Consider the following 16200-nt stretch of genomic DNA (forward strand, 5'->3'; position numbering starts at 1 on the left):
ACGGCTCGCATGACCGGACGACTGAAAGACAAGGTGGCGCTGATCATTGGTAGCGCCCGCGGCATCGGCAAGGGCATCGCGCTGCGCTTTGCCGAAGAAGGCGCGAGGCTGGTGCTGGCCGACACCGAGGTCGAGGCCGGGCAAGCCACCGCGGACGAACTGGGCGCCCCCTTCATCCGCACCGACGTCTCGCAAATGAGCGACGCCGAGGCCGCCGTGGCGCTGGTGCTCAAACTCCATGGCCGCCTCGACGTCATCGTGCAGAATGCCGGCATCTATCCCTGGCAGCTGATCGAGAACACCAGCGCCGACGACTGGGACCGCGTCATGGCGGTCAATCTGCGCGGCACCTTCAATGCCAGCCGCGCGGCCCTGGTGCCGATGAAGGCGCAAGGCTTCGGCCGCATGCTCTACACCTCGTCCATTACCGGCCCGCATGTCACCAGCCCGGGCCATGGCCACTATTCGGCCAGCAAGGCCGGCATCAACGGCTTCATCCGCGCCGCCGCACTGGAATTCTCCGGCTACGGCATCACCGTCAACGGCGTCGAGCCCGGCAACATCCTGACCGAAGCCATCGAGCTGCATCGCGGCGCGGCTTACATCAAGAACATGGAGGACTCGATTCCGCTCGGCCGCCTCGGCAGCCCGCGCGACGTCGCCAACGCCTTCCTGTTCCTCGCCTCGGACGATGCCAGTTATATCACCGGCACGACCATCGTCGTCGATGGCGGGCAGTTGCTGCCGGAGGGCAATGATTTTCGACTGTTGCCGCCGTGAGTGCAGCACGAACCAGACGACTCGGTTCCGTGTCTGGCAACAGTTTGAATGGACTATGGAATGGTGGGCGATGACGGGCTCGAACCGCCGACATCTTCGGTGTAAACGAAGCGCTCTACCAACTGAGCTAATCGCCCGCTCCGGGCGGGACCTTTAAGCGGTCAGGATCGGCTTCGCAAGGCCAAATGAGCGCAGGACGCCCCGGTTGGATGCCGGTTTTGCCAACAAAACGCCGGCTGTCAAAAAACCTTCTCCTGTTTGCTGTTATGCTGTCCTGTCACGCTTGACACCCGGTGGCGAACCCCTTATCCAGCGCCCCAACGACGAACACGGCTGACACGTGTTCGCCATGCGCGGGTGTAGCTCAGTTGGTTAGAGTGCCGGCCTGTCACGCCGGAGGTCGCGGGTTCGAGCCCCGTCACTCGCGCCATTTCTCTCAAGGGATACAATCCCTTGGCTTCGGAGAAATGTCGACATTGATTGTCAAAAATGTTGTCTTGCAAGAGACTGAGGAAGCTCAGGTCCTTTCAGCCTGTGCCTACGTCTGGCCCCGCAAGATTACCTTCCCGCCAGCAGCGCCTCGACCTCCTGCAGCGTCGGCATCGACGGCGCGGTGCCTGGGCGGGTCACTGAAATTCCGGCGACGGCACAGGCGAAGCGCACCGCTTGCAGCGGCTCCACGCCCCGCGACAACGCGGCGGCCAGGCCGCCATTGAAGGCATCGCCTGCCCCCGTGGTTTCGGCCACCGGCCCGGCACTGACGGCTGGAACATGGTCGGAGCGGGTCTTCGAGTGCAAAAGCGCGCCCTTGTCGCCCAGCGTGACGATGACCGTGCCGACGCCCTTTTCAAGCAGCTTATCGGCAGCACGCCGCGCCTCTTCGACCGAGGACACCTTCATCCCGGTCAGTTCCTCCGTCTCGGTCTCGTTGGGTGTGAGGTAATCGCACAGCGTGTAGATGCGGTCGGGAAGCTTTGCCGCCGGGGCCGGGTTGAGGATCGTCGTCACCCCTGCCCCACGCGCGATCTCCAGCGCCCGCATGGCTGCTTCGATCGGCTGTTCGAGTTGGGTGACAAAGACGCCGGCACCGCCGATCAGCCCGGCATTGGCCTCGATATCGGCTGGTGAGATCAGCATCGCGGCACCGGGGCTGACGATGATGGCGTTGTTGCCGGTGGTCTCCTCGACGAAGATGTAGGCGGCACCGGTGTAGCTTTCCGGCGTATCGATGACGGCATTCTTGACGCCCGCCTGCGCCCAGGTCTGCCTGGCCATGTCGGCGAAGGGATCGACGCCGAGCCGGGTGAGGAAGGTGACGTCGGCGCCGAGCTTGCCGGCGGCCACGGCCTGGTTCGAGCCCTTGCCGCCCGGCCCCAGCGTGAAGGATGTGCCGAGGATGGTTTCGCCCATGCGCGGCTGCCGCTGCGCCCTGTAGGCGGTGTCGGCGACGAACACACCCAGGATGACGACCGGCTTGCTCGAAGCCATGCCGCTACTCCGCATCCGGCGGCACGACGCCCTTGCGGAAGGCGAAGCAGCCATAGAAGCGGCGCTCGCCGGTCTGGATGACACAATAGGCCTGCTTGGCCCGCTCGTAGAAGGCGTAGCGCTCGACCGCGATCATCGGCCAGGACTTGCCCTCGGCGTTGTCGACTTCCTTTTGCACTTCGCTTTGCACGGGCGGAATTTCGCTGGGCTTGCCGACGATTTCCATGCGCGCGGCCGAATCGTCGACGAACGTGTCCAGCGGGTAGAGCGACAGCACCGCCTTTGCTACCTCGGCCGCCGAGGCATCGATGCGCAGCACGCGGCCGAGCGCGGTCTGGCGCGCCACCGAATCGGACGGAAAATTGGTGTCGGCGATGATCAGATCATCGCCATGCCCCATTGCCCGCAATGCCTGCAGCACGTCGGCATTGAGCAGCGGGTTGATGCCTTTGAGCATGGTATTCCTCGTGAGTTGGGATCAGAGACGCTTGCCGGTCTCTGCGTCGAAAAGATGGATCTGGTCGAGCCTTGGCTTCAGCTTGAGCGTGTCGCCCGGCTTGAAGTCGTGGCGCTCGCGAAACAGCGCCACCATCTCGCCTTCGCCGAAGCGCAGGAACACCAGCGTTTCCGAGCCGGTCGGCTCGACCACCGAAATCTTCGCCGGCACGCCATCGGGATGGATCTCGAGATGCTCCGGGCGTACGCCATAGACGACCGCCTGGCCGTCCTGCGCGGCATTGCCTGGTGCAATCGGGAACAGCGTGCCAGCGATATCGACACCAGGCTTGTCGCCCTTGCGCATCACTCCTTTGAGCAGATTCATCGAAGGCGAACCGATGAAGCCGGCAACAAACAGGTTGGCCGGTCTGTCGAACAGTTCGAGCGGCGCGCCGACCTGCTCGATGCGGCCGTCGCGCATGACGACGATCTTGTCGGCCATGGTCATGGCTTCGATCTGGTCGTGGGTGACGTAGATTGTGGTGGTCTTAAGCCGCTGGTGCAGTTCCTTGATCTCGGTGCGCATCTGCACACGCAGCTTGGCGTCGAGATTGGACAGCGGCTCGTCGAACAGGAAGACCTGCGGATTGCGCACGATGGCGCGGCCCATGGCCACGCGCTGGCGCTGGCCGCCGGAAAGCTGGCGGGGATAGCGCTTCAGATAGGGATTGAGGTCGAGGATGTCGGCGGCGCGCTTGACCCGCTCGGCGACCACGGCCGGATCGGTTTTCCTGAGCTTGAGCGCAAAGGCCATGTTCTGCTCGACCGTCTTGTGCGGATAGAGCGCATAGTTCTGGAACACCATAGCGATGTCGCGCTTGGCCGGCGGCAGATGATTGACGACGCGGTCGCCAATGGCGATCGTACCGGCGGAGACGGTCTCCAGCCCGGCCACCATCCTGAGCAGGGTGGACTTGCCGCAACCCGAAGGGCCAACCAGCACCACGAACTGTCCGTCTGCGATATCGACGCTGACTTCGTGCAGAACCTTGACCGTTCCAAAGGCCTTGGCCACCTTGCTGATCGCGACTTGCGCCATATCTCCCCCATCGGCTCCATTGGCCGTAGGCGCAGAAGCTAACCAACGCGACCTGCCAGGGCAAGTCGGTCTCTTATAGATAAAAACCCGCTCTCGTTGACACGGCGTTTGGTTGTGAGAATAGTGGCAGGCGCCGGTCAAAATGTTGGTACCCGATCCGCAGGGAATTTCAATCGACGCAGGGTGGGGTCCTGCCTAATTCGTTTCCGAACCGGGGAGCATCGTTGGCGCTCCAGCGTCCGACAGTTGGCCGATTTATTCACACTGAATGTTCTGGGAGGAATAGGCGATGAGAACGGGTCTTTACGACAAACTGGTTCGAGCCGGCGCCACAAGGCGCGATATATTGAAGGGTGCGGCCAGCATGGCCGCGATCGCAGCCGCATCCGGCGCCGGACTTGGCGCCTTGACGCGCCCGGCCTCCGCGGCAAGCGAATTGCGCACAAAAATCCTGCAGATCCCCGGCGTCGGCAAAGGCCAGCCGACGGACGCCGATTTCCAGAAGGTCGGTGAACTCTGCCTGGAGGCGACCAAGGCCAATGTCAAGGAAGGCGAATTCGCCGGCGTCGAGCTGACCTTCATGGGTCTCAACAACCAGAACCTGCACAATGTGCTGTTCCGCGGCTTCCTGAAGCCATGGGAGACCTACACCGGCGCCAAGATCAACTGGATCGACCTGGCGCAGGCCGATTACAACGCCCGCCTGCAGCAGTCGATCGCGACCGGCACCGTCGACTTCGACATCATCGAAATGGGCGCGCCGTTCGAAGGCGATGTCTGCGGCAAGGGCCTGACCTCGGAAATGCCCGACTGGGTCAAGACCCAGATCGATTTCGACGATTTGGTCAGCTATCTGAAGCCGCCGGTCGGCACCTGGGACGGCAAGCAATACCGCGTGACCGTCGACGGTGACGCGCACAACTTCAACTACCGCACCGACGTGTTCGCCGATGCCGACCTCGCCAAGGCCTGGAAGGACGGCGGCGGCGAAGGTGAATGGGGCGTACCGAAGACCTGGCAGCAGGTTCAGGCGGCGACCAAGTTCCTCAAGGGCAAGAAGCTCAAGGACCAGGACGTCTATGGCTATCTCGACGCGCCAAAGCCCTGGGGCGGCTTCGGCTTCTATTTCCTTGGCAGCCGCGCCACCGCTTATGCCAAGCACCCCGACGACAAGGCCTGGCTGTTCGACGCCGACACGATGAAGCCGCGCGTCAACAATCCGGCCTGGGTGCGCGCCATCCAGGACGTCATCGACGCGCTGCCCTCCGAACCCGCCGACCAGATCAACGCCGATCCGAACACGACCGCCTTCCAGCAGTTCCTGGCCGGCACCGGCTCGATGGTCACCTGGTGGGGCGATGTCGGCTCCAACGTCAAGACCAACGACTCTTCCGTCGTCGGCGACGTCACCGGCTTCTCGATCCTGCCTGGCTCGGACGATGTCTATAATGCGAAGACCGGCGCCTGGGACAAACTCGCCAGCGGCCCGAACTATGCGCCCAACTGCGCCTATCTCGGCTGGGGCGTCTATGTCATGGCCCGCGTCGATGCCGACGAAAAGAAGAAGAAGGCGGCATGGTCCGCCGCCGCTCATCTCGGCGGCAAGGACCTGTCGATCTGGACGGCGATGTATCCATCGGGCTTCCAGCCTTACCGCAACTCGCATTTCGACATTCCCGAATGGGTGGCGGCCGGCTACGACGAGGCGTTCATCACCTCCTACCTCAAGTCGGAATCCGACAGCTACAACCATCCGAACGCGGCGATCGAGCCACGCATCCCCGGCATCTTCCAGTACTACAGCGCCGCCGAGGACATCCTGGCCAACACTTTCGCCGGCAAGATGAAGGCGCAGGAAGGCGCCGACGCCATTGCGGCGGCCTGGGAGAAGCTGACCGACCAGATCGGCCGCGACAACCAGATCAAGCTCTACAAAGCTTCGCTCGGCATGTAGGCTGGCCTATGAACCGTGGTCCGGCGGCAACGCCGGACCACTTTAGACCGGCTCCGGCTCCTCGAGAGCCTTCAAACGGGCGAGATTTGTGGCTGACCAGACTTCGACCGCGAACCAGTGGCCGGCAGATGCCGGCCCTTCCGATCTGATCTCTCCAGGCCGCAAACGGTTCGGCTGGGCGCTGATGGCCGTTGCGACGCTTGGCCTGCTGGCGACGATCGTGCTGGAGATCCTCTACAAGGGCAGCGCCGATACGATCGGCTTCGAGACCTGGCGCCCTGTCGTCTATGCCTATGTTCTGTGGGGCGTGGCGATCGGCGTCGGCCAGGTGCTGACGCGCGGCGAGGACGGCCAACGTGCCCTGTTCCTGCTGCCGGCGCTGCTGTTCACCATCGCCATGGTGATCTTCCCGACGCTGTTCGGTTTCTACATCGCGCTCACCGACTGGAACCTCAGTTCCTTCAGTGGCCGCAAGTTCAACGGGCTCGACAATTTCTGGCAGATGCTGGCCGATCCCTACTACCGCAACGCGCTGTTCAACATGGTGCTCTATGTGCTGGCGGTGGCGGTCGAATATGTCATTGCCTTCGGCCTGGCGCTGCTCCTCAACGCACAGATCCGGGCGCGAAAATTCTTCCGCGTCGTCTTCCTGATGCCGTTGATGCTGTCGCCGGTCGCGGTGTCGTGGATGATCGGCAAGTCGCTGATGGAATACCGGTTCGGACCGGCCGCAACGCTGGCCCGCCATCTCGGCTGGGAAAATCCGGCCTTCTTCTCGGACCCGATCATCGCGCGCATATCGATCATGATACTGGATGCCTGGACCTTCATTCCGTTCATGATGATCATGCTGCTGGCCGGGCTGCAGGCGATGTCGCGCGAGGTGCTCGAAGCCGCACGCGTCGACGGCGCCAGTGCGTGGCAGACCTTCTGGCAGGTCACTTTTCCGCTGATGCTGCCGGTGTCGGTGACGGCGGTGATCCTGCGCATCATCTTCAAGCTGAAGCTTGCCGACATCATCATTACGGTGACGTCGGGCGGCCCGGGCGGCGCCACCGATTCCGTGTCGAGCTTCATCTACCGCGAATATCGCGACCGTTCGAATGTCGGCTACGGAACCATGCTGGCGATGGCCTATCTGGTGATCATCGTCGTGTTCGTCACGTGGCTGTTGAAATTCGCCAATCGTTTTGTCCGAAATGTGAATTGAGCTGAGATGAGCGTTCAGACCACCGAATATGTCGCCTCAGAGATCCGCTCGCCGGCGAGCTTCCTCGCCAGCCGCGTCTTCATCTATGGGGCGCTGGCCTTCTGGGCGTTCATCTGCCTGTTCCCGATCTACTGGACGATCACGACCTCGTTCAAGACCGCGGTCGACGTCACCCAGGGCCATCTCATCCCCTTCGTCGACTTCCAGCCGGACTGGAAGGGCTGGCGCTCGCTCGGTCTGTCGCCGGACTCGATCTTCCAGACCTCGACGGTGCGCGAGGAGTTCCTCAAGCGCTTCATGAATTCGGTGATCACCTCGGTCGGCGCGTCGAGCCTCGCCATCGTCATCGGCAGCCTCGCCGCCTACGGGCTCACCCGCTATCGCTATCATTTCGCCTGGTTCAGGAACGAGGATATTTCGTTCTTCTTCCTGTCGCAGCTGATCCTGCCGCCGGTGGTGCTGGCGCTGCCTTTCCTGGTGCTCTACCGGGAGGTCGGCCTGCTCGACACGCGCGTCGGGCTGATCCTGCTCTACACGCTGATGGTGCTGCCGATCGTGATCTGGATCATGCGCGACCAGTTCAACTCGATCCCGGTCGAGCTCGAGGAAGCAGCGCTTGTCGACGGGCTGTCGATCTGGGGCGCCTTCTTCCGCATCGTCATGCCGATCGCGCTGCCGGGCATGGTCGCCGCCTTCATCCTGGCGATGGTGCTGTGCTGGAACGAGTATTTCTTCGCCGCCCTTTTGACCTCGACCGACGCCAAGACGATCCCCGTCATGGTGGCAAGCCAGACCGGCTCGCAAGGCATCAACTGGTGGTCGATGGCGGCGCTCGCCACGGCGGCCATCGCGCCGCTCGCCGTCATCGGCATCGCATTGGAGCGCTATCTGATCATGGGCATGACCGCGGGAGCGGTGAAGTAGGGCGAGTGGCGCCAGGCTCCATCACTTCGTCATCCTAGGGCGGAGCAAGCTGCGGTCACGGCATGGATCCTAGGGTCTCCGCGACGTCGCTTCGCTCCTGCTTCGCCCTAGGATGACGAACTACCAAAGCCGCCCGACAATCTCGTAGCTAGCTCCTCAGGATCGTGCGCAGGTGATCGCGGATCATAGCCACGCCCTTCTGCCCAAGCTCCGCCGAAGCATCCGTGGCGCTCGCCGTGTACCAGCTCTTGTTGTCCTCGAAGTGACCGGCATCGACAGCCTCCGGGCATAGCGCCAGCATCAGCGATGTCTCGCCGATGCCGGCATGGTCGAACGGGTACTTGCCGTTCATGTCAGCCGGCATCAGCGGATGAACCTGTACCCAGTTGAAGAAATTTTCACCCGCGGCGTGCCCGGAATAGTAGTCGGCCATCGCTTGCGAACCCCACCAGCCCTCGCCGCGCTCCTTTTCGAGGAAGCGGAAGATCGCCTGGCGGCCGGCGGTCTTGAACGCCAGATCGGTCGGCATGCCGGCGGCGAAATTCTCGGTCTGGTGGTGGATGATGGCGTGGATGTTGCGAAAGCCGATGCGCAGCAGGCTGTAGAACAGCTCCTCGCCGAACGGCGCCAGCGCATTGCCGCCGACCTGCACCGAGCCGCTGCCTTCCGGCGGCGCCACCGCGTAGCTCGCCGCACCGTAGTAGAAGGGTGGCAGGATGACGACGTCCCTCTCCTTTTCGAACAGCTCCAGCGTCTTGACGACGGCCAGCGTGTCCATGCCGACGGCCATGTGCTCGCCATGGTATTCGAGCACGCCAAGCGGCAGAGCGACCGGCCAATTCTCGGCGATCGCCCTGCGGATCTGGTGTGGCAGCATCAGTTCGTAGCGCATGATCTATTCCATGTTGGTGTGGCGGGCGCGCATCGCTTCGGGCGACGCGCCACTCAATTCCCTGAGCTTCAGCACCATCACCTCGAACAGCAGGAACAGCGCGCCTTCGAACACCGAGCCCATCGGCAGGACCGATGTTTTTTGCGCCCCCTGATCGTTGGCCATGGTCTGCGCGGGAATGAGCAGGGTGAAGTCGGCAAGCCTTGCCGCGCTGGCTTTGGCCTGGGCGGTCAACAGGAGATTGGCTGCACCTGCTTGGCGCGCGATCTGCATCAGGGTCAGCACGGTCGAGGTCTCTCCCGGCCCGGAGCTGACCAGGAAGACATCGCCCTGCCCCAGCGGCGGTGTGTTCATGTCGCCGACCACGGAAACCGGCAGGCCCAAATGGTAGAGCCGCATGGCAAAACCCTTGACCTGCAAGGCCTCGCGGCCGCAGCCATAGACGACGATCTGTCGCGCGCCGGCCAGCATTTTGCAGGCGGCGTCGATCCGGCTTTCGTCGATGCGTGCCAGCACGCCGCCGAGCTCCTCAAGCGCGGTCTCGAACAGGCTTTTGCTCTTGTTGCTCACCGCAAACCTGCCATCAAAAATCACCCCTGGGATTTGCCGCTCTTGCTGCTACGAACAGCTTGATTTCGTTCATGCTAGCAACCGCGAAAATGCGTGTCCAACGCGCAGCGATGCTTTTGCCTGATCACAGGCGTGATAGTGTCATGTCAGACAAATCAAGCGAGGCAGACGGCAGCATATGAAGACACGGCATTTCGACCGCATCGGCAATGGCGGCATCAGTTTCACCGAGCTCGGCTTCGGCACGGCGCCGCTCGGCAACCTCTACCGTGCCGTCTCGGACGAGGACGCCAACGCCACGCTGGAGGCCGCCTGGGCGACCGGCTGCCGCTACTACGACACCGCGCCGCTCTATGGGCTCGGCCTCTCGGAAACGCGGCTCAACCCGTTCCTGCGCGGCAAGAAGCGCGACGACTATGTGCTGTCGAGCAAGGTCGGCCGCATCATGCGCGCCTGCCCGCCCGAAGAGCGCACCGGCATCGGCAAATTCTTCGACACGCCGTCGCGCCGCGAAGTGTACGACTACAGCTATGACGGTGTCATGCGCTCGTTCGAAGCCTCGCTTGAGCGCCTCGGCGTCGACCGGATCGACATCCTTTTCGTGCACGATGTCGACATCTTCACGCATGGCAGCAAGGAAGCCTCCGACCGGCGCATCGAGGAGTTCATGCGCTCGGGCTATTACGGCTTGCTGTCGCTGCGTGACCAGGGCGTGATCAAGGCGTTCGGTGGCGGCATCAATGAGTGGCAGGTTGCGCAGACACTGGCCGAGCGCGGCGACTTCGACCTGTTCCTGCTGGCCGGGCGCTATACGCTCCTGGAACAGGAGGCGCTGACGTCCTTCCTGCCGCTCTGCCAGGCACGCGGCATCGGCATCGTTCTCGGCGGCCCCTACAACTCCGGCATCCTGGCGACCGGACCGAAGCCCGGCGCCTACTACAACTACTCCGAAGCACCTAAGGACATACTCGATCGGGTCGCCGGGATCGAAAACGTCTGCAAGCGCCATGGCGTGCGGCTGATCGAGGCCGCCCTGCAATTCCCGCTGCTGCACCCTTCGGTCGTCTCAGTGGTCCCCGGTGGCCAGCGGCCGAGCGAAGTCGAGAGCAATCGCTCGCTGCTCGATGCGAAACTGCCCGCGGCGCTTTGGGCCGATCTCAAGAAGGAGGGTCTGATGCGCGCCGAGGCGCCGACCGCATAAGCCGGCCGCCGTCGCGTCAGCGTCTGGCACAAAAATGAAAAGCCGGGCAAGCCCGGCTTTTCTGGTCTCTGAAAAGAAAAAACGCTTAGTTGACTGCGTCCTTGAGGCCTTTGCCGGCCGAGAACTTCGGCACGGTACGCGCCGGGATCTTCACTTCGGCGCCGGTCTGAGGATTGCGGCCGGTCGAGGCGGCACGCTTTGACACGGTGAAATTGCCAAAGCCGACAAGCCGGACATCGCCGCCCTTCTTCAGTTCGCCGGTGATGGTGGAAAATACCGCATCGACCGCCGACTGCGCGTCACCCTTCGAAATGCTCGCGGCGTCGGCGACAGCGGACACCAGTTCGTTCTTGTTCATAAAAATTCCCTTCCATGAGAACACCGGAACTATCGACTCATCCGGCAGGAAACGGACTTTAGAAAGAAGCGCTCCCGCAACCAAGTCGAAAAGGCAGGAAAAAAGCGGAAAAAGCCCGGAAATGCTGGGTTTTTCACATGAAAAAGCCGGGCTCGAGGCCCGGCTCTCCGTTTGTGCGCTGCAACCTTGACGAAAACCAATGCATGGCCCTGAAAACCGTAGCCGGTTTTCGGCAGGGGCCATGCACAAGTCTGAGCGTTAGAGCGTCCTTTGTGCGTCCAGATGGACGCCCGGAGCTCTAATGCGCCAGGGACTTTCCAGCGTCGTCGGCACTGTCTGTCGCGGCCGGCGGATTGACCGGTTCGACCCATTCGATCGGCTCCGGCATACGCACCAGCGCGTGCCGCAACACCTCGCCGACACGTGAGACCGGAATGATCTCCATGCCGTTCTTCACATTGTCCGGAATCTCCGCCAGGTCCTTGGCATTGTCTTCCGGGATCAGCACCTTCTTGATGCCGCCGCGCAGTGCGGCGAGCAGCTTCTCCTTGAGCCCGCCGATCGGCAAAATGCGGCCGCGAAGCGTTATCTCGCCGGTCATCGCCACATCCGCCCGGACCGGAATACCCGTCAGTACCGACACAATGGCTGTCGCCATGGCAGCACCTGCCGACGGGCCGTCCTTCGGCGTGGCGCCTTCCGGCAAGTGCACGTGGATGTCGCGCTTGTCGAACAGCGGCGGCTCGATGCCGAAATCGACGGCGCGCGAGCGGACATAGGAGGCCGCCGCCGAAATCGATTCCTTCATCACGTCGCGCAGGTTGCCGGTCACCGTCATGCGGCCTTTGCCGGGCATCATGACGCCTTCGACCGTCAGCAGTTCGCCGCCGACTTCCGTCCAGGCAAGACCTGTGACGACACCGACCTGATCGTCAGCCTCGACCTGGCCGAAGCGGTAGCGCTGCACACCAAGGTAATCGGAAAGGTTCTCCGCCGTGATGCTCACCGTCTTCTTCTTCGTCTTCAGGATTTCAGTCACCGCCTTGCGCCCGAGCTTCATCAGCTCGCGCTCCAGGCTCCTGACGCCCGCTTCACGGGTGTAGGTCTGGACGATGGCGCGGATCGCGTCCTCACCGACGGAAAACTCCTTCGGCTGCAGCGCGTGATCGCGGATAACCTTCGGCATCAGGTGCCGCTTGGCGATCTCGATCTTCTCGTCCTCGGTGTAGCCGGCGATACGGATGATCTCCATGCGGTCCATCAAGGGCGCCGGGATGTTCAGCGTGTTCGCCGTCGTCACGAACATGACGCTCGACAGATCGTATTCGACCTCGAGGTAATGGTCCATGAACGTCGAGTTCTGTTCCGGATCGAGGACCTCGAGCAACGCCGATGACGGATCGCCACGGAAGTCCTGGCCCATCTTGTCGATCTCGTCGAGCAGGAAGAGCGGGTTGGACTTCTTGGCCTTCTTCATCGACTGGATGACCTTGCCGGGCATCGAGCCGATATAGGTGCGCCGGTGGCCACGGATCTCGGCCTCGTCACGCACGCCGCCAAGCGCCATGCGGATGAATTCGCGACCGGTCGCCTTGGCGATCGACTTGCCGAGCGAGGTCTTGCCGACGCCGGGAGGGCCGACGAGGCACAGGATCGGCCCCTTCAGCTTCTTCTGGCGGCTTTGCACAGCGAGATACTCGACAATGCGCTCCTTGACCTTGTCGAGGCCGAAATGATCGGTGTCGAGCACGTTCTGCGCAAAAGCCAAGTCCTGCTTGACCTTGGAGTTCTTGCCCCACGGAATCGACAGGATCCAGTCGAGATAGTTGCGCACGACGGTCGATTCAGCCGACATCGGCGACATCGTCCGGAGCTTCTTCAACTCGGCTTCCGCCTTTTCGCGGGCCTCCTTGGAGAGCTTGGTCTTCTTGATGCGCGCCTCGATCTCGGCGGCCTCGTCGCGGCCGTCCTCACCTTCGCCGAGTTCCTTCTGGATCGCCTTCATCTGCTCGTTGAGGTAGTATTCGCGCTGCGTCTTCTCCATCTGGCGCTTGACGCGCGAGCGGATGCGCTTCTCCACCTGCAGGACGGAGATTTCGGCTTCCATGAAGCCCATAGCCTTTTCCAGCCGCTCCTTGACCGAGAGCGTGGCCAGCATTTCCTGCTTCTCAGGGATCTTGATGGCGAGATGCGAGGCAACCGTGTCGGCGAGCTTGGAATAGTCGTCGATCTGGCTGGCAGCACCCACCACTTCGGGCGAGATCTTCTTGTTCAGCTTGACGTAGTTCTCGAAGTCGGTGACGACCGAACGCGCCAGCGCCTCAACCTCGACCTCTTCCTCTTCCGGCTCGACCAGCGCCGCGGCGCGGGCCTCGTGGAAGTCGGGACGGTCGGTGAACGAGACGATTTTCGCACGCGAAGCGCCTTCGACCAGAACCTTGACGGTGCCGTCGGGCAGCTTGAGCAATTGCAGCACATTGGCGAGCGTGCCGATGTCGAAGATGGCATCGGGCTCGGGATCGTCGTCGGCGGCATTCATCTGGGTGGCAAGCAGGATCTGCTTTTCCTGACCCATCACCTCTTCCAGCGCCTTGATCGACTTCTCACGCCCGACGAAGAGCGGCACGATCATGTGCGGGAACACCACGATGTCGCGCAGTGGGAGAACTGCGAAGACGCCGTCGCTGGGTGCCTTGGATACTTTGGCCATTGTCCAACCTTTCATGTCGCGGCCGCCAATCAGCCAACCGCGAATCTTATATTAACGACCGGGGATCGTTCCGCCTACCACCGTTTGTGACGGGAGTTTTACAGCACAGAAATCGGGCACCTCGGCCTTCTCCAGTTAGTTGGATGCACGACCCCCAAAGATCAAGGGGCGCGTCCAAATCCGCACTTCCAACCCATCCGCGAGTGACACATTTGCGACGCCAAGCCGTACGCCGCGCAAAACCCTGCGCGACAGCAAAACGGCGCCTTGCGGCGCCGTTCCAGAATTTCGCTGCGGGCTCATGTCAGGCGCTGACATTGCCCTTCTTTTCCTTCTGCTCGGAGTAGATGTAGAGCGGCCGGGCACTGCCGGTCACCACCTCCTCCGAAATCACCACTTCGCGCACGCCTTCGAGCGCGGGAAGCTCGAACATCGTGTCGAGCAGGATCGCCTCCATGATCGAACGCAGGCCGCGCGCGCCGGTCTTGCGCTCGATGGCGCGCTTGGCGATCGCCGAAAGAGCGTTCTCGTGGAAGGTCAGGTCGACATTCTCCATCTCGAACAGCCGCTGATACTGCTTGACCAGCGCGTTCTTCGGCTCGGTCAGGATCTGGATCAGCGCCGGCTCGTCGAGGTCTTCAAGCGTCGCCAGAACCGGCAGACGGCCGACAAATTCGGGGATAAGACCGAATTTCAACAGATCCTCGGGCTCGACCAGGCGGAAAACATCGCCAGTGCGGCGATCCTCCGGCGAAGCGACGACCGCGCCGAAGCCGATCGAGGTCTTGCGGCCACGATCCGAGATGATCTTGTCCAGCCCGGCGAAGGCGCCGCCGCAGATGAACAGGATGTTGGCGGTGTCGACCTGCAGGAACTCCTGCTGCGGGTGCTTCCTGCCGCCTTGCGGCGGCACGGAGGCGACGGTGCCTTCCATGATCTTCAAGAGCGCCTGCTGCACGCCCTCGCCCGACACGTCGCGGGTGATCGAGGGATTGTCCGACTTGCGCGAAATCTTGTCGATTTCGTCGATGTAGACGATGCCGCGCTGGGCCCGCTCGACATTGTAGTCGGCCGATTGCAAAAGCTTCAGGATGATGTTTTCGACGTCCTCGCCGACATAACCGGCTTCGGTCAGCGTCGTCGCATCAGCCATGGTGAAGGGCACGTCGATGATGCGGGCCAGCGTCTGCGCGAGCAGCGTCTTGCCGCAACCGGTCGGGCCGATCAAAAGGATGTTGGACTTCGCCAGTTCGACATCGTTGTTCTTGCCGGCATGCGCGAGGCGCTTGTAGTGGTTGTGGACCGCCACCGACAGCACGCGTTTGGCATAGGGCTGACCGATGACATAATCGTCGAGAACCTTGAGAATCTCCTGCGGTGTCGGCACGCCTTCGCGCGACTTCACCATCGAGGTCTTGTTCTCCTCACGGATGATGTCCATGCAGAGTTCGACGCACTCGTCGCAGATGAAGACCGTCGGACCGGCGATCAGCTTGCGCACTTCGTGCTGGCTTTTGCCGCAAAACGAGCAGTAAAGCGTGTTCTTGGAATCGCCGCTGTTGTTGCCGACCTTGCTCATTTTCATGTCCTTTCATGGCCGCCCGCCGATGGTCTGGCTGAAAGGGCGCATACTCTATCTATCGCGGGAATCCGCCGCCGCCAGTGTGTCCCGGCTCCCGCAACGCATTCCGTACGAAACACAAATCAGAAAACGTGGCAATGATTCGCGACAACCCCGCATAAAGCTAAGCCGCCGAAACTCAACATAGCCTTAACGTAGGCAATCCTGCCCCCCGAGGGAACAGCCAATTGTGGCCGAAATGCCGCAAGACACACCAAAAGCGCGTGATGCCGCCATCCAACTGCCAATAAGCCCTTATGCCACAGCGCCTTCAGGCGGCTCGCGCGACGAAATGACCTTGTCGATGAGGCCGAAATCCCTGGCTTCGTCAGCGGTCATGAAATGGTCGCGGTCGAGCGTCTTCTCGATCTCTTCGTAGCTCTTGCCGGTGTGCTTGACGTAGACCTCGTTGAGGCGACGCTTCAGCTTGATGATATCCAGGGCATGGCGCTCGATGTCGGACGCCTGGCCCTGGAAGCCGCCGGAAGGCTGGTGAACCATGATGCGGGCGTTCGGCGTGGCAAAGCGCATATCCTTGTGGCCGGCGGTCAGGAGCAGCGAACCCATCGAAGCCGCCTGGCCGATGCAGAGCGTCGACACGGCCGGCTTGATGAACTGCATGGTGTCGTAGATCGCCATGCCGGAGGTGACGACGCCGCCCGGCGAATTGATGTAGAGGTTGATTTCCTTCTTCGGATTCTCGGCTTCGAGGAACAAAAGCTGCGCGCAGACCAGCGTCGCCATACCGTCCTCGACCGGACCGGTGATGAAAATGATGCGCTCCTTGAGGAGACGCGAGAAAATGTCGTAGGCCCGCTCGCCGCGATTGGTCTGTTCGACCACCATCGGAACGAGGTTCATGTAGGTTTCGACGGGGTTCTTCATCAGTTGTCTCTTATCTCGCGGTGGGATTCCGGCGCCGGGAATGCTGGCGGATCGGGCAGAATCGGTTCTG

At 62.2% G+C, this 16200-nt stretch carries 14 protein-coding genes and 2 tRNA genes; 6 read left to right on the top strand and 10 right to left on the bottom strand.

The window, feature by feature from the left end:
- Positions 1-9 precede the first annotated feature (9 nt).
- A complete protein-coding gene (locus tag EOA13_RS00110; protein ID WP_127288676.1) occupies positions 10-780 on the top strand; it encodes an SDR family NAD(P)-dependent oxidoreductase in 771 nt (256 codons plus the stop codon).
- Positions 781-841: 61 nt separating this feature from the next.
- Here the strand turns inward: EOA13_RS00110 and EOA13_RS00115 are convergent.
- Positions 842-917 (bottom strand) — tRNA-Val (locus EOA13_RS00115).
- A gap of 216 nt (positions 918-1133) precedes the next feature.
- On the opposite strand from EOA13_RS00115, the gene EOA13_RS00120 reads away from it, so the two are divergent.
- Positions 1134-1210, top strand: a tRNA-Asp gene (locus EOA13_RS00120).
- Between the two features lie 128 nt (positions 1211-1338).
- Here the strand turns inward: EOA13_RS00120 and rbsK are convergent.
- Genes rbsK through ugpC form a run of 3 tightly spaced genes read right to left on the bottom strand, consistent with a single transcriptional unit; the run spans position 1339 to position 3805 of the window.
- Positions 1339-2268, bottom strand: coding sequence for a ribokinase (gene rbsK, locus EOA13_RS00125; protein ID WP_127288678.1), 930 nt, complete (start codon positions 2266-2268; stop codon positions 1339-1341).
- Positions 2269-2272: 4 nt separating this feature from the next.
- Positions 2273-2725 (bottom strand): RbsD/FucU family protein, encoded by a 453-nt coding sequence (locus EOA13_RS00130; protein WP_127288680.1) that lies wholly within the window; start codon positions 2723-2725, stop codon positions 2273-2275.
- A 21-nt stretch (positions 2726-2746) separates the two neighbouring features.
- Positions 2747-3805, bottom strand: coding sequence for a sn-glycerol-3-phosphate ABC transporter ATP-binding protein UgpC (gene ugpC, locus EOA13_RS00135; RefSeq protein ID WP_127288682.1), 1059 nt, complete (start codon positions 3803-3805; stop codon positions 2747-2749).
- Between the two features lie 289 nt (positions 3806-4094).
- Here ugpC and EOA13_RS00140 point away from each other — a divergent pair, with 289 nt between their 5' ends.
- The 3 genes from EOA13_RS00140 to EOA13_RS00150 all read left to right on the top strand — a co-directional run bounded on the left by EOA13_RS00140 (position 4095) and on the right by EOA13_RS00150 (position 7893).
- The gene (locus EOA13_RS00140; protein ID WP_127288684.1) at positions 4095-5759 is read left to right on the top strand and encodes a sugar ABC transporter substrate-binding protein; all 1665 of its coding nucleotides are present in this window, start codon (positions 4095-4097) and stop codon (positions 5757-5759) included.
- A gap of 88 nt (positions 5760-5847) precedes the next feature.
- The gene (locus EOA13_RS00145; RefSeq protein WP_127288686.1) at positions 5848-6969 is read left to right on the top strand and encodes a sugar ABC transporter permease; all 1122 of its coding nucleotides are present in this window, start codon (positions 5848-5850) and stop codon (positions 6967-6969) included.
- A 6-nt stretch (positions 6970-6975) separates the two neighbouring features.
- Complete coding sequence (locus tag EOA13_RS00150) at positions 6976-7893, top strand: carbohydrate ABC transporter permease (protein WP_023810291.1); 918 nt, start codon at positions 6976-6978, stop codon at positions 7891-7893.
- Between the two features lie 148 nt (positions 7894-8041).
- Here EOA13_RS00150 and EOA13_RS00155 read toward each other — a convergent pair whose 3' ends face one another.
- Positions 8042-8785 carry a creatininase family protein gene (locus EOA13_RS00155; protein ID WP_127288688.1) on the bottom strand — a complete coding sequence of 248 codons (744 nt, stop codon included), beginning with the start codon at positions 8783-8785 and terminating at the stop codon, positions 8042-8044.
- Between the two features lie 3 nt (positions 8786-8788).
- Positions 8789-9355: an SIS domain-containing protein gene (locus EOA13_RS00160; RefSeq protein WP_127288690.1), complete on the bottom strand. Its 567-nt coding sequence runs from the start codon at positions 9353-9355 to the stop codon at positions 8789-8791.
- Positions 9356-9533: 178 nt separating this feature from the next.
- On the opposite strand from EOA13_RS00160, the gene EOA13_RS00165 reads away from it, so the two are divergent.
- Complete coding sequence (locus EOA13_RS00165) at positions 9534-10556, top strand: aldo/keto reductase (protein WP_127288692.1); 1023 nt, start codon at positions 9534-9536, stop codon at positions 10554-10556.
- A gap of 85 nt (positions 10557-10641) precedes the next feature.
- Here the strand turns inward: EOA13_RS00165 and hupB are convergent, their stop codons facing one another.
- The 4 genes from hupB to EOA13_RS00185 all read right to left on the bottom strand — a co-directional run bounded on the left by hupB (position 10642) and on the right by EOA13_RS00185 (position 16130).
- Entirely contained in the window at positions 10642-10914 is a 273-nt protein-coding gene (gene hupB, locus EOA13_RS00170; RefSeq protein ID WP_023810287.1) for a DNA-binding protein HupB, read from the bottom strand.
- A 298-nt stretch (positions 10915-11212) separates the two neighbouring features.
- Positions 11213-13624 (bottom strand): endopeptidase La, encoded by a 2412-nt coding sequence (gene lon / locus EOA13_RS00175; RefSeq protein ID WP_023810286.1) that lies wholly within the window; start codon positions 13622-13624, stop codon positions 11213-11215.
- A gap of 304 nt (positions 13625-13928) precedes the next feature.
- Positions 13929-15203, bottom strand: coding sequence for an ATP-dependent Clp protease ATP-binding subunit ClpX (gene clpX, locus EOA13_RS00180; protein ID WP_013532190.1), 1275 nt, complete (start codon positions 15201-15203; stop codon positions 13929-13931).
- Between the two features lie 297 nt (positions 15204-15500).
- Entirely contained in the window at positions 15501-16130 is a 630-nt protein-coding gene (locus tag EOA13_RS00185) for an ATP-dependent Clp protease proteolytic subunit (protein WP_023810285.1), read from the bottom strand.
- Positions 16131-16200: the final 70 nt, after the last annotated feature.

This window comes from Mesorhizobium sp. M7A.F.Ca.US.011.01.1.1 (assembly GCF_003998295.1).
GTDB lineage: Bacteria > Pseudomonadota > Alphaproteobacteria > Rhizobiales > Rhizobiaceae > Mesorhizobium.